Raw genomic sequence first — 12,322 nt, 5'->3', positions numbered from 1 at the left:
GCTCCACCTCTCTCATCACCGCCCCCGTCATGGGTCCCAGGGCCTGCCCTAGGAGTTCTGGGTCAGCGGGAGCACCGCCCGCACCCGCCACCGGCCGGGGGCGGTGCGGTCGGGTCCCGCGTCGAAGATGCCGCCGACCAGGGCGGCCCGCTCGGACATCCCGGCGAGCCCGGCGCCCGCGCCGGTGAGCAACTGCTCGACGGGGCGCTGCCGGGACCGGCCGTCGGCGCGGGCCAGCGGGCTGTCGACCGAGATGGTCAGCTGCTCGGTGCCGGCCTCGCAGCGGATCCGCACCCGCCCCGCCGAGGCATGCTTGAGGACATTGGTCAGCGCCTCCTGCACGATGCGGTACGCCGTCACCTCGATCACCGACGACACCTCGGGGAAGCTCTCGGGGAACTCGGTGTGCAGCGACAGCGCCGCCGCGTCGGCGGCCGGCCGGGCCTGTTCGACCAGTGCCCCCAGGGCGTTCAGCTGCGGCCGGTCCCAGTCGTCGTCGACCCCGCGGTCGGACCGCAACAGCACCACCATCCGGCGCATTTCGGCCAGCCCCTGCACGCTGTTCTCGCGGATCACGGACAGCGCCCGCAACACCGGGTCCTCCTCGGCGTCGCCGTCCTTACCGCCCTTCGCCTCGGTCAGCGAGAGCACCGCGCTGGAGTGAATGGCGATGGCGCTGAGGTGGTTGGCCACCAGATCGTGCAGCTCACGGGCCATACGGGTGCGCTCGGTCTGCAGCACGGTCTTGCGGTCCAGCTCCGCCAGCCGGTTGATCTGCGCGGCACGCTGCCGCTCGGCGTCCGCCCGCTCCTTGTGGTTCCGTATCAACACCCCTGTCCATACGGGGGAGATGAGCAGCATCGCGACGATGACACCCGTCGTCACCCCCTCCGAGCGGTCGCTGATGGCGATCAGCGCGATGGTGGTGCCGAGGGTGACCGCGACGGTCCCGAACTGCAGTACCCGGCACAGCCATGGGGCGCCGTACAGTGCCGCCGCGTACAGCAGGTCGGTATAAATGAGGACGGGTCCCAGACCGCCGCTCGATGTCATCTCCACAATGACGGTGAGGGAGCCGACGGCGACCGCGATCGGCGGCAGGGCGCTGCGGAAAGCGGTCGCGGTACACAGCACGAGCACCGGCAGGACTGCCTGCCAGGCAGGGATGTCACCCCCCATGACCCGTGGTCCGCCAAGGACATACAGGATCAGACAGCCGGCGAAGAAACCCACTGCCAATCTGAGGTCACGGAGCGGTATGGGGCGGCGGCGCGCGTTCGTGCTTGTGAAAAGACGTAACCACACACGAGGACAGTACTTCGGTGAGTTGCCCGTTCTCTTGGCCCTGGCGCCCGAATTTGGGTCAGTCTCCCGTACATCGAAGTATGTAGCCGTACATCAGCAAGAGGGATGACTCGAAGGATCCGGAGGATCTGCAAACCTTGGGCTGTCTGTATCGATCGATGTAGGCGAAAAAGGGGGAGACACCAACTGTATGACGGCCTGTCACTCACCCAGTGCGGCCTCGGCACCGCTCAACTGTGGAGGACGGAAAGTACGTGGAAACGAACGCCGCTCTTCTCGAACTCTGTCCGGAACCCCTTGACCAGGACGTTCCTGACCACCGGCAACACCCCGCCCAGGTCCGCCTGGCACCGCTCGCGCACCCGCACCCGCAGCCGTACGACCGCCCGGACTTCGTATCCACCCCCGTCCTGATATTCGTGGTCCCCATGGATTCCGCCCCGCCCGGCGGATCCGGCAGCGCGCTGTCCCCGGACAGCTGTCTGGGTCTCAACGGCCATTCCCGAGCCACTCTCGACGGCGCTTCCCGCAGCTGGCTGCTGGCCCGGCTCCCCGACCGGGTGAGCGCCGCGATGGCCACCGCCACCCACTGGGAGCTGTACGGAACCCGCGGCCTGCTGGTCGTGGCGTGCGGTGAAGACGCCCGTCAGATGGGCTTCTCGGTGGAGTCGGTACGCCCCGAGAGCTCAGCGCCGCACACCCCGTGCGAGGTGCTGACCGCCCATGAATCCCGCATCGCGGCAGGCCGCCCGGCCGCCGAGCGCGAACGACTGATCACCCGCTTCTGGGTGCGCAAGGACGCCGCCATGCAGGCCGTCGGCCGCGGTCTGTCCATCGCCCCCGAGCGCATCGAGGCCGGTTTCCCCACCGACCACGGAACGGTCGCCGTGCCCGGCCCCTATGGCATCGAAGTGCCGGTCTTGGTAAGGAACTTCACCTTCTCCCCCTCCTACGAGTTCGCCGTCGCGATCCCGGAACCGCTCTCCCTCACCCCGTCCTTCGCCTATTCGGTCAGGTAAATGCCCGTTTCCACAGCGCAGCCGCCGGCCGTACGCTCACGAATTCACTACTGCCGAAGTGAATTGGCTTGAATTGGCTTGAATTCGAACCCTGACGTGGGACGACTGCGGGCGGCCGCAGGCGACTCAGGGCGCCGGCATCACCTTGAGCGAGGTGGAGACCCGCTGCCTTCCGCTTCCACACGGCCATCGGGCGAGGGAGTTACCGGAACCCCGGCCCTGCACCCACCCGGGTGAAACATGCGCATGTCGCACTTCCCAGGCATGCCGAAAACCATATTGCCGGGTTAGTTGGTGCGTGCCCACCGGTCGTGGCGAGTACTCCGTCACGGCGTTGCCGGAGCACAGCGGAGGTTCCCGTCATGCCGTCGCCCCTCGCCAAACGGTCCGTCGAAACGATCCTGTCCGTGCTGCTGGTCATGTTGAGCGTCCTCGGTCTCGCCGGCCGGAGCGTCGCGGCGCCCGCCGGCCCACCGGCACCCGACTGGGAGCGCATCGCCGCCTGCGAGAGCAACGGCCGCTGGCACACCAACACCGGCAACGGCTACCACGGCGGTCTGCAGATCGACCCCGCCACCTGGCGCGCGTACGGCGGCAGCCGCTACGCGCCGCGCGCGGACCTGGCCACCCGCGCCGAGCAGATCGCCATCGGCGAGCGCATCGTCCGCGACCGGGGGCTGTCCGCCTGGCCGAACTGCGCCCACCGCACCTCCGGCAAGAGTTACGGCGGCAACACCGCGCCCACCGCCCAGCAGCCGCCCACCGCCCAGCAGCCGCCCACCGCCCAGCAGCCGCCCACCGCCCAGCAGCCCCCCACCACCCGCCAGGACCCCTCGGCCGCACCGTCCCCGCAGCAGACCCCCACACTGCGCAGCCGCCCGTCCACGCCCGGCGCCGCCGCCCACAGCTACGTCGTACACCGCGGCGACTGCCTCTCCGTCATCGCCGAACGCACCCACGCCCCGGGCGGCACCAAGGCCCTGCACACCCTGAACAAGGACAAGCTCCCCCAGGGCCCCGACCACATCTACCCGGGACAGCGGCTGCGCCTGCGGGCGTGAGGGCGGGCGGCTGCGGCGTACGGCCAGGAGGCCGGCTGCGGCGTACGGCCAGGAGGCCGGCCGGTTCCGGGTCGGTGTCCGCCGCGGCACACCAGGAGTCCCAGTCCTTCGTGGGCCATTTACCCGAGGCCGCGGGGAGGCGGATCCGGGCAGGCCGGTGCCGCCGGAGCGGCGGGCCGGAGGGCCGTCACGGTGAATCCGGTGATCGGTCAGAGTGAATGCGTGGGACGGGCCGTTGCTCAGACTTGGACGATTCGGGCATGCCCGGTAGCAAGACCGCGGGGTTACCAACCGCGAGGTGCAGGAGCACACAGTGAAGAACATGGCATGCGTCAAATTCATGATCGCAGGAGCTTGCGGCCTGCTCCTGGCCGTCGGCGGCGCGTCGCCCGCCCAGGCGTGGGACGGGCTCGACGGGTACGGCGGGGACGGTGTGTGGAACAGCGACACCTACGCCGACTTCCGCGCCGTGCTTCGCTGCGGGCCCAGGGCGAGGGTCTGTGTCAATGGGCCGGTGAACAGCGGAAACGTCAGGAACTCGCAGAACATCCATATGTCGGGCAACAACAGCAACAGCGGCAGCCCGACCAACGACAACGGAAACACCCAGGCGCACGACGAGACGAACGGCGTCAAGGTGAAGGCCAACAACAACCAGCTGAAGGCCGGACGCGGCGGAGGGCAGAAGCTCTGACCCCACGCTGATCCCAACCTTCGGCCCCGGTGCCCACCGGGGCCGGAGGCGTTCGCGGCCGGTGGCGGCATCGGGGGAGGAAAAAACGACGATCGCCCGGCGGTTCTCGCCGGGCGATCGTCGTGTCGGGCGGGACGGTGTCAGTAGTGCAGGCCGAGGACGCGAAGGATGTTGTTGCTGCTGTTCGACGAGGCACCCGAGGCGGAGTTGGCGCTGTTGGTGGAACCGTTGGTGCTGGAGAGGTTGCCGCTGTTGTTCGGGTTCCCGTGGTTGATGAAGTTGCCGCTGTGCAGGCTGTTGCCGCTGTGTACCGGCCCGTTGATGCAGGGGTGCGGCGACGGCGACTTGTACACCGGAGACTTGTAATGGAAGTCGGCAAGGCGGTTGTTGCAGACCACACCGGAGACCATGCCGGTGATGGTGCCGACATCGGCGCCCGCCACGGCCGACAGCAGGGACTCACCCGGAATGGTCACGGCGTGCGCGACTCCGGTGCCGATCAACACCAGTCCGCATGCCCCGACGACGCTTCCCGCCCGCACAATTCTTCTCACGATGCTCCTCGCCTGTTCATCGTTCCGATGCCAGACGTATCGTGCTGCCGCTGACCACGCACATCGTCGTTCAACCCGCAGGGAGTAAAACGCTCGGCGACCAGAATCAGCCGGGTGGCCCAAAAACTCCAGGCCCCTCCAGCCGTTAGGGCGCCGAGCGCTGCGGGCCCGCCCCGGGCCCGCGAGGGCTCACGGTCGCGCTCACAGCACGAGCCGCTCCGGCATCGGCTGCTCCACGCCGTCCAGCTCCAGCATGCAGCGCGGGACGGACGGGATGAGATGCGGCTGGCGCAGCAGTACCCGGAAGGGGTGTGCGGGCTCGTCGGGGAGTTCGCCGCTGAGCACATTCATCCCCGGGCTGTGCTCCTTCCGGTACGCGATCACCTTGCCGTTGACCAGGAGCTCTATCTCGCCGTCCCGGCCGGGCCCGACGTTCACGGTGATCGAGTGTCCGCCTTGATCAAGGTGGAAGTGGTGGCTGTGCCCCATGACGCACCTCCCGCAGTGCCGTGCGTACCTCGTGCGTACCTCCAGCGTAGATTCCGCGAGCGACAATTGTGGTGAGCGCAGGAGACCACCATGAACGGCTCGGTCCGCATCGGACATGTTGTCGGGGTGCCGCTGCGGATGCACTGGAGTGTGCCGCTGCTGGTGGGCCTGTTCGCGTACGGACTCGGCCGCCAGGCCCTCCCCGTATGGACTCCGGGGCGCTCGGATGCCGTCTACGCCGTCGCCGGTGTCGTCGGGGCCGCGCTGCTCACGGGCAGCCTGCTGCTGCACGAGACGGCGCATGCCGCGATCGCCCGGAGAAAGAAGATCAACGTCGAGGACGTGACGCTGTGGGCGCTGGGTGGCACGACGCGGATGGGGCGCCCGCAGACCGCCGCGGCGGCCTTCGCGGTGGCGGTCAGCGGGCCGCTCGCCAGCCTGGTCATCGGAGGGGCCGCCCTCGGAGTCGGCGTCGGGTTGCAGGGGCTCGGCGGCTGGGCGGTGCCCGCCGTCGTCCTGATGTGGCTGGGCTGGGCGAATCTGTTCCTGGCCGTGTTCAATCTGCTGCCCGCCGTGCCGCTCGACGGCGGACGGGTGCTGCAGGCGGCGCTGTGGTGGCGCACCGGAGACCGGGAGCGGGCGGATCTGGCGGCCTCCCGGGGCGGCCAGATCATGGGTGTGCTGATGGTGGCCGTCGGCTGGATCTCCGTACTGCGCGGGGCGCCGGGCGGACTGTGGATCGTCTTCGTCGGCCTGTTCATCATGGTCGTCGCCGGGGCGGAACGGCGGCGCGCCGCACTCCACACGGCACTGCGCGGGGTACGGGTGGCCGAGGCGATGTCCAGCCCGGTGACCACGGGCGCCGACTGGCTGACCGTCCAGCGCTTCATCGACGAGGTGGCGGTGGACACGCACCACTCCGCCCTGCCGCTGCTCGACTTCGAAGGCCGCGCCAGCGGAATGGTGCAGATCCGCAGGCTCGCGGCGATACCGCCGGCGAGCCGGGAGACCGTGCGGGTGCGCGAGGTGGCGATCCCGCTTTCCCAGTGCGCGGTGGCCGCTCCGGACGAGCAGCTGAGCGAGGCGGTCGACCGGATCAGCCTGCGTACCGGCGCACGCATCCTCGTCGTGGACGGGAACCGCCTGGTGGGGATCGTCACCGGGAAGGACATCTCCCGGCTCATGCGGCGGCACACGCTGGGCGGGAAGGGGCCCGACTGAGCGCCGCGCGCCACAATGGTGTTACGGGACGCCCCTGCCGCCGCCCGCAGAGAGGCGGGAGACAGCTATGCCGTCGTACATCACCGTGACCGCCCTGAGCCACCCCGGGCTGCTCCGCGATCACAACGAGGACAGCCTTGTGGTCAGTCCGTGGACGCTGTGCGGCACCGTGACCGAGAACCCGCAGACGCTGGTGTTCCCGCTCGGCACACCGCTCGTCGTCGCGGTCGCCGACGGTATCGGCGGACAGCCGGCCGGCGAGGTGGCCAGCGCCCTGACCGTCCGGCAGCTGGCCTCCTGCGGTCCGTCACTGGACAGCGAGGAGGCCGTCCGTGACGCCCTGGGCCTCTGCAATCACGCGGTGTACGCGGCCGCCGACCGCGACCCGGAGCTGATCACCATGGGCACCACGGTCGCCGGCGCCGTGGTGCTGTCGGAGTCGCTGCTGGTGTTCAACGTCGGCGACAGCCGGGTGCTCGATGCGACCGAGCACGGCCTTCGCCAGGTGAGCGTCGACGACAGCCCGCCACTGGCACCGGGACGGCGCACCACCTCCCTGGTCACCCAGGCGCTCGGCGGCGCTCCCGAGTTCAGCGCCATCACCCCGCACGTCATGACCTCGCCGCTGTCCGCCGGCGACCGCTACCTGGTGTGCACCGACGGTCTGACCGACCCCGTGCCGGAGGATGCGCTCGACGACCTGCTACGGGCCCATGACGGCGGCCGGGCCGCCTTCGAACTGTGGAAATCCGCCATCGAGGCGGGCGGCCCGGACAACATCACGCTGGCGTTGATCGGCATCGGCGGGTAGGGCGACGCGTGGGGCGACGAGTGGGGCCCAGAGCCGGGCGGACGGGTCGCCGGTCCTCCGGGAAGCCGATGCGCCGCGGCCCGGGAACTCCTCCGGCCGATCGCCCGACTGTTGAGGTGTGAGCCGTGTCGTTCATGGCAACGGCCTTGACACCAAGGGGCGTTGAAAAGTGAATGCTGAGGATGCGGACCCGGGGAAGAGCCGCCGTCGGCTGCTGCGGACCGCGGTGGCGGGCACGCTGGGGGCGGCGGGACTCACGGCCGCCGGAGCCGGTAGCCCGGCTCGGGCCGCGGAGCGCACGAGCGCCGGCGGACCGGCCGAGGAGCGGCTGAGCGTGGCGGTGCTGCTGTACGACGGGTTCACCGCGCTGGACGCCATCGGGCCGTACGAGGTGCTGTGCCGGGTGCCGGGCGTACGGGTGACGATGGTGGCCCGGCAGGCCGGGCCGATACGTACGGACACCGGGGAGCTGGAGATCGTCGCCGAACGCTCCCTGTGTGACGTCGCCAGGGCCGATGTGCTGCTGGTGCCCGGCGGTGGCGAGCGGGGGACCACCGCGATGATGAAGGACCGCGAGGTGCACGCCTGGATCCGGCGCATCCACCGGCACACCGTCTGGACCACCTCGGTCTGCACCGGTTCGCTGATCCTCGGCTCGGCCGGTCTGCTGCGCGGCCTCCCGGCCACCACGTACTGGGCCTCGCGCCCGTATCTGAAGGAGCTCGGCGCCGTCTACACCCCCGGCCGCTTCGTCGAGACCGGGAAGATCATCACCGCGGCCGGGGTGTCCGCGGGTATCGATATGGGCCTGCGCCTCGCTGCCCGTCTGTCCGACGAGAAGGTGGCCCAGGCGATGCAGCTCGCCGTCGAGTACGACCCCGACCCTCCGTACGACACGGGCAGTCCGGAGAAGGCCGATGCCGAACTGGAGCAACTGGCACTGAAGTTGCTGGCGGACTCGGCGCGTTAGGACGGCCGGGAAGCCGGTCGGTGTGGTCCGTGGTCGTCGGGCCGCGGTGGTGTGCGGCTGTCGTGTGAGGCCGGTCAGCCTTTCAATGCCAGGATGATTATGGCCCCCACACCGCCGGCGACCAGGGCGAAGGCCGCCGGGAGCCATCCGCCGTTACGCCAGGGGAAACGCAGGTCGAGCGAGAGGCGGCCGGGGCCCACGGCCGCAACGGTGAGTGCGGCGACGGCGATGGTCATGGGGTATTCCATGCCGCCCTTTTCGGCCCACAGGCCGTGGTCGGCGGCCAGCGCCATGGCGTTGATCATGACGCCGATCAGGGCTGCCGCGGCCAGCGGGGTGAGCAGCCCGAGGGCCAGGCCCAGGCCGCCGAGGAATTCAGAGGCTCCGCACAGGCCGGCGTAGAAGGTGCCGGGTTTGTAGCCCAGGGCGGCGAAGCCCTTCCCTGTTGCCTCCAGGCCGTGCCCGCCGAACAGGCCGAACAGCTTCTGTGCGCCGTGGCCTGCCATGATCAGACCCACCGTCAGCCGCAGCAGGAGCAGGCCGGCGTCGGCGGCGCGCACGCCTGGCGGTCCGGGGCCCGCATCGGGGGCCGCTGAGTGACGGGCATGCTGACGTTCGGTACGTGGTTTCATCGTGGATCACCTCTTGCGCCGATGCCGGTCCGGTCCGCCGGCGCAGATTGTCCGGGCCGCCGGTGCGGTCACACCGATCGACGGCCCCCTTGCTACCGATACTCCGCTCCCCGGCAGGGCACGTCCAGGGTGGGGCGACGGGACTCCTTGGCGCCATCGTGGCGCCATTGGCGCCACGTCTGCGCCACAACTGCTTGCCATGGCGCCACAGTGGTGCCATGATGGCGTCATGGACCTCACGCCGTATGTCGACAACCTCCGGCACGAGCTCGCCGTCGCCGCGGAAGCGGGCGGAGACGAAGCCCGTGCCCTGGCCGAGCGACTCACCGCACCCCTGGAGTCGGCCGCCCGGCTCACCCTGCTGAACGCGCTGTCCGCCGCCATGGGCGAGGTCACCCGCGACCTGGCACCGGGCTCGGTCGACGTACGGCTGCGGGGGCTCGACCCCGAGTTCGTGGTGACACCGCCGCCGGTCCAGGAGCCGTACGAGGCGGCCGCGGAGCACGGGAGCGCACCGAGCGGTGCGCCGGCGCCCGTGCCGCCCACCCCCTCGGACGCCGACGAGGGCGGCACCGCCCGCATCAACTTCCGTCTCCCCGCCCACCTCAAGACCCGGATCGAGGACGCCGCCGTACAGGAAGGCCTCTCGGTCAACGCCTGGCTCGTACGGGCCGTCGCCACCGCCCTGGAGCCCGGCGCGCCCGCCCGCCCCTCGGGTCGCAGCCGCCACCGCGGTGAGCAGGGCTTCACGGGCTGGGTCCGCTAGCCGCGACCCGCCTGTCACACCACTTCTTCTTCACTCCCCCGGCTCCCGCCGGGAGGAGCTCCACGCCAGCGGAAACGCACACCGAAGCCAAGAGGACGGGACAGCCATGCCTGCTTTCGACACTCCTGAACCGATCTCCGTCACCCTCGAATTCGACATGGGCTCCGCCCGCATCACCGCGAGCAAGCGCATCGATACGGTCGTCGAGGTCCTGCCGCGCAACGCCGCCGCCGAGGCCGATGTACGGGCCGCGCAGCAGACCAAGGTCACCTACTCGGGCGGCAAGCTGCTGGTCAAGGGGCCCAAGAAGCGTTCGCTCTTCGGCATGCCCGGCTCGCTCGACGTGACCGTCGAGCTGCCGGCCGGCTCGCACCTCCAGGGCACCTCGCCGATGGCGGACTTCCTCTGCGAAGGCCGCTTCGGGGAGGCCGCCCTCAAGACCTCGTTCGGCGACATCCAGCTCGACGAGGCGGAGACCGCCGACCTGCGGACCGACTACGGCGACATCCGTCTGGACCGGGTGACCGGGGACGCCCAGGTCATCGCGGCGGGCCGGGTCGACGTCGGAGAGATCGCGGGCGCGGCGACGGTCAAGAACGGCAACGGCGAGACCGCGATCGGCGAGGTCATCGGTGACCTCAAGGTGAACTCGGCCAACGGCCGTATCTCCGTCGGCGTCGCGCACGCCGGGGTCGACGCCAAGTCCGCCAACGGCGGCATCCGGGTCGGCGAAGTGGCACGCGGCCAGATCGTCCTCCAGGCCGCCGCCGGCGATCTCGAAATCGGCATCCCCGAGTCCACCGCCGCCTGGCTCGATGTGCTCACCAAGATCGGCAGCGTGCGCAACTCCCTTGCCCCGTCCCAAGGTCCCGGCGATTCCGGCGACACCGTCGAGGTGCGCGCCCGCACCGGCATCGGCGACATCGTGATCCGCCGCCCCTGACCGTCCGGTCCACCGATCCCGCCACTCCATGACACTGCACCGAGAGAGGACTGTCATGCGCATGACCACTGCTACCGCCGTTTCGTCGGCGATCACCGCCACCGGACTTTCCAAGTCCTACGGCGACAAGGTGGTGCTGGACAGCATCGACCTGCACATCCCCCAGGGCACGGTCTTCGCGCTGCTCGGACCCAACGGCGCGGGCAAGACCACCACCGTCCAGATCCTGTCCACCCTCATCTCCGCCGACGCCGGAGCGGCCCACGTCGGCGGCCACGACCTGGTCCGCGAGCCCCGTGCCGTACGTGACGCGATCGGTGTCACCGGCCAGTTCGCCGCGCTGGACAACCTGCTCACCGCCGAGGAGAACCTGCTCCTCATGGCGGACCTCCAGCATCTGCCGCGCCGCGAGGGCCGCCGCCGCGCCGCCGAGCTGCTGCGCCGCTTCGAGCTGACCGAGGCGGCCAGGAAGCAGGTCTCCACCTTCTCCGGCGGGATGCGGCGCAAGCTCGACCTGGCGATGACGCTGGTCGGCGATCCGCGCATCATCTTCCTCGACGAGCCCACCACGGGACTCGATCCGCGCAGCCGCCGCGCCATGTGGGAGATCATCCGCGGTCTGGTCGCCGACGACGGCGTGACGATCTTCCTCACCACGCAGTATCTGGAGGAGGCCGACCAACTCGCCGACCGTATCGCCGTGCTGGACCACGGAAAGCTGGTCGCCGAGGGCACCGCGGACGAGCTCAAGCGCCTGATCCCCGGCGGCCACATCAGCCTCCGGTTCGCCGACCCGAGCGGCCTCGAATCGGCCGCCGCCCTCTTCGCCTCCGCGGCGCGCGACAACGAAGCGCTCACCTTGCAGATCCCCGGCGACGGCAGCATCCCCGCCCTGCGGGCCGTCCTCGATGCCCTGGACAACGCGTCGGTCAAGGCCGAGGCCCTCACGGTGCGCACCCCCGATCTCGACGATGTCTTCCTCACCCTCACCGGCCGGGCCCAGTCCGGCGCCGGGGTCAACTCCCTGAAGGAGAACGCCCGATGAGCACGCTGTCCTACGCCGTCAGCGATTCGATGACGATGCTGCGGCGCAACCTGAAGCACGCGGTGCGCTACCCGAGCATGACGGTCTCGGTCGTCGCGATGCCGCTGGTGATGCTGCTGCTGTTCAACTACGTCTTCGGCGGGGCGCTGGGCAGCGGTATCGGCGGCAGGCCCACCGGCGGCGGCGCATACATCGACTACGTCGCGCCCGGCATCATCCTGATGGCCGCGACCTCCGGAGCGCTGTCCACCGCGATCAGCGTCTGCTCCGACATGACCGAAGGCATCGTCAACCGGTTCCGTACGATGTCGATCTCCCGCGCCTCGTTCCTGACCGGGCATGTCGTGGGCGGCGTCCTCCAGACACTGGTCAGCATCACGCTCGTCGTCGGCGTCGCGCTCCTGATGGGCTTCCGCCCCAGCGCCACCCCCGTGGAGTGGCTCGCGACCGTCGGCGTCCTCACCCTGCTCATCCTGGCGCTCACCTGGCTCGCGGCGGCGATGGGCCTGGTCGCCAAGAACGTCGAGACCGCCAGCAACATGCCGATGCCGCTGACGTTCCTGCCCTTCCTCGGCAGCGCCATCGTCCCGCCGGAGTCCATGCCCACCGGACTGCGCTGGTTCGCCGAGTACCAGCCCTTCACCCCGGTCATCGAGACGCTGCGCGGCCTCCTGATGGGCACGGAGATCGGCAACAGCGGGCTCATCGCACTCGCCTGGTGCCTCGGCCTCACCCTGGCCGGCTATCTGTGGGCGCGGTCGGCCTTCGACCGCGACGCCAAGCGGTAAGTCGCTGCCGCGCAAGGCCACTTC

Annotated in this window: 14 protein-coding genes; 10 read left to right on the top strand and 4 right to left on the bottom strand. The window is 70.1% G+C overall.

Features of this window, described 5'->3' with window-relative positions:
* Window positions 1-48: 48 nt before the first annotated feature.
* Window positions 49-1,179 (bottom strand): sensor histidine kinase, encoded by a 1,131-nt coding sequence (locus tag DY245_RS04930; RefSeq protein ID WP_128503882.1) that lies wholly within the window; start codon window positions 1,177-1,179, stop codon window positions 49-51.
* 380 nt (window positions 1,180-1,559) lie between these two features.
* Between DY245_RS04930 and DY245_RS04925 the strand changes: the two genes are divergently transcribed.
* The 3 genes from DY245_RS04925 to DY245_RS04915 all read left to right on the top strand — a co-directional run bounded on the left by DY245_RS04925 (window position 1,560) and on the right by DY245_RS04915 (window position 4,079).
* Window positions 1,560-2,324 (top strand): 4'-phosphopantetheinyl transferase family protein, encoded by a 765-nt coding sequence (locus DY245_RS04925; protein WP_128503879.1) that lies wholly within the window; start codon window positions 1,560-1,562, stop codon window positions 2,322-2,324.
* A gap of 362 nt (window positions 2,325-2,686) precedes the next feature.
* Window positions 2,687-3,385 (top strand): transglycosylase family protein, encoded by a 699-nt coding sequence (locus DY245_RS04920; RefSeq protein ID WP_128503877.1) that lies wholly within the window; start codon window positions 2,687-2,689, stop codon window positions 3,383-3,385.
* A gap of 298 nt (window positions 3,386-3,683) precedes the next feature.
* Window positions 3,684-4,079 (top strand): hypothetical protein, encoded by a 396-nt coding sequence (locus tag DY245_RS04915; protein ID WP_244942834.1) that lies wholly within the window; start codon window positions 3,684-3,686, stop codon window positions 4,077-4,079.
* Window positions 4,080-4,219: 140 nt separating this feature from the next.
* Here the strand turns inward: DY245_RS04915 and DY245_RS04910 are convergent, their stop codons facing one another.
* Both DY245_RS04910 and DY245_RS04905 read right to left on the bottom strand, forming a co-directional pair.
* Window positions 4,220-4,621 carry a hypothetical protein gene (locus DY245_RS04910; RefSeq protein ID WP_128503924.1) on the bottom strand — a complete coding sequence of 134 codons (402 nt, stop codon included), beginning with the start codon at window positions 4,619-4,621 and terminating at the stop codon, window positions 4,220-4,222.
* Window positions 4,622-4,834: 213 nt separating this feature from the next.
* Window positions 4,835-5,122 (bottom strand): hypothetical protein, encoded by a 288-nt coding sequence (locus DY245_RS04905; protein WP_128503875.1) that lies wholly within the window; start codon window positions 5,120-5,122, stop codon window positions 4,835-4,837.
* A gap of 90 nt (window positions 5,123-5,212) precedes the next feature.
* On the opposite strand from DY245_RS04905, the gene DY245_RS04900 reads away from it, so the two are divergent.
* The 3 genes from DY245_RS04900 (at window position 5,213) to DY245_RS04890 (ending at window position 8,124) form a co-directional block, all read left to right on the top strand.
* The gene (locus DY245_RS04900) at window positions 5,213-6,343 is read left to right on the top strand and encodes a site-2 protease family protein (protein ID WP_128503873.1); all 1,131 of its coding nucleotides are present in this window, start codon (window positions 5,213-5,215) and stop codon (window positions 6,341-6,343) included.
* 67 nt (window positions 6,344-6,410) lie between these two features.
* Window positions 6,411-7,154 carry a PP2C family protein-serine/threonine phosphatase gene (locus tag DY245_RS04895; RefSeq protein WP_128503871.1) on the top strand — a complete coding sequence of 248 codons (744 nt, stop codon included), beginning with the start codon at window positions 6,411-6,413 and terminating at the stop codon, window positions 7,152-7,154.
* A gap of 169 nt (window positions 7,155-7,323) precedes the next feature.
* On the top strand, window positions 7,324-8,124 hold the full coding sequence (locus DY245_RS04890) for a DJ-1/PfpI family protein (RefSeq protein WP_244942833.1): 801 nt from the start codon (window positions 7,324-7,326) through the stop codon (window positions 8,122-8,124).
* Between the two features lie 74 nt (window positions 8,125-8,198).
* Here the strand turns inward: DY245_RS04890 and DY245_RS04885 are convergent, their stop codons facing one another.
* Window positions 8,199-8,756, bottom strand: coding sequence for a DoxX family membrane protein (locus tag DY245_RS04885; protein ID WP_128503868.1), 558 nt, complete (start codon window positions 8,754-8,756; stop codon window positions 8,199-8,201).
* A 229-nt stretch (window positions 8,757-8,985) separates the two neighbouring features.
* On the opposite strand from DY245_RS04885, the gene DY245_RS04880 reads away from it, so the two are divergent.
* The 4 genes from DY245_RS04880 to DY245_RS04865 all read left to right on the top strand — a co-directional run bounded on the left by DY245_RS04880 (window position 8,986) and on the right by DY245_RS04865 (window position 12,298).
* A complete protein-coding gene (locus DY245_RS04880) occupies window positions 8,986-9,522 on the top strand; it encodes a hypothetical protein (protein WP_128503865.1) in 537 nt (178 codons plus the stop codon).
* Between the two features lie 106 nt (window positions 9,523-9,628).
* Entirely contained in the window at window positions 9,629-10,465 is an 837-nt protein-coding gene (locus DY245_RS04875) for a DUF4097 family beta strand repeat-containing protein (protein ID WP_128503863.1), read from the top strand.
* A 61-nt stretch (window positions 10,466-10,526) separates the two neighbouring features.
* The gene (locus DY245_RS04870; RefSeq protein WP_128503861.1) at window positions 10,527-11,510 is read left to right on the top strand and encodes an ATP-binding cassette domain-containing protein; all 984 of its coding nucleotides are present in this window, start codon (window positions 10,527-10,529) and stop codon (window positions 11,508-11,510) included.
* Window positions 11,507-12,298 carry an ABC transporter permease gene (locus tag DY245_RS04865; protein ID WP_128503858.1) on the top strand — a complete coding sequence of 264 codons (792 nt, stop codon included), beginning with the start codon at window positions 11,507-11,509 and terminating at the stop codon, window positions 12,296-12,298. Before DY245_RS04870 ends, DY245_RS04865 begins: the two co-directional genes overlap by 4 nt.
* Window positions 12,299-12,322: the final 24 nt, after the last annotated feature.

Origin of the sequence: Streptomyces inhibens (genome assembly GCF_003389455.1) — a bacterium.
GTDB lineage: Bacteria > Actinomycetota > Actinomycetes > Streptomycetales > Streptomycetaceae > Streptomyces > Streptomyces inhibens.
Note: the sequence above shows the minus strand (reverse complement) of the source record. Positions and strands in the feature narration are given on the sequence as shown.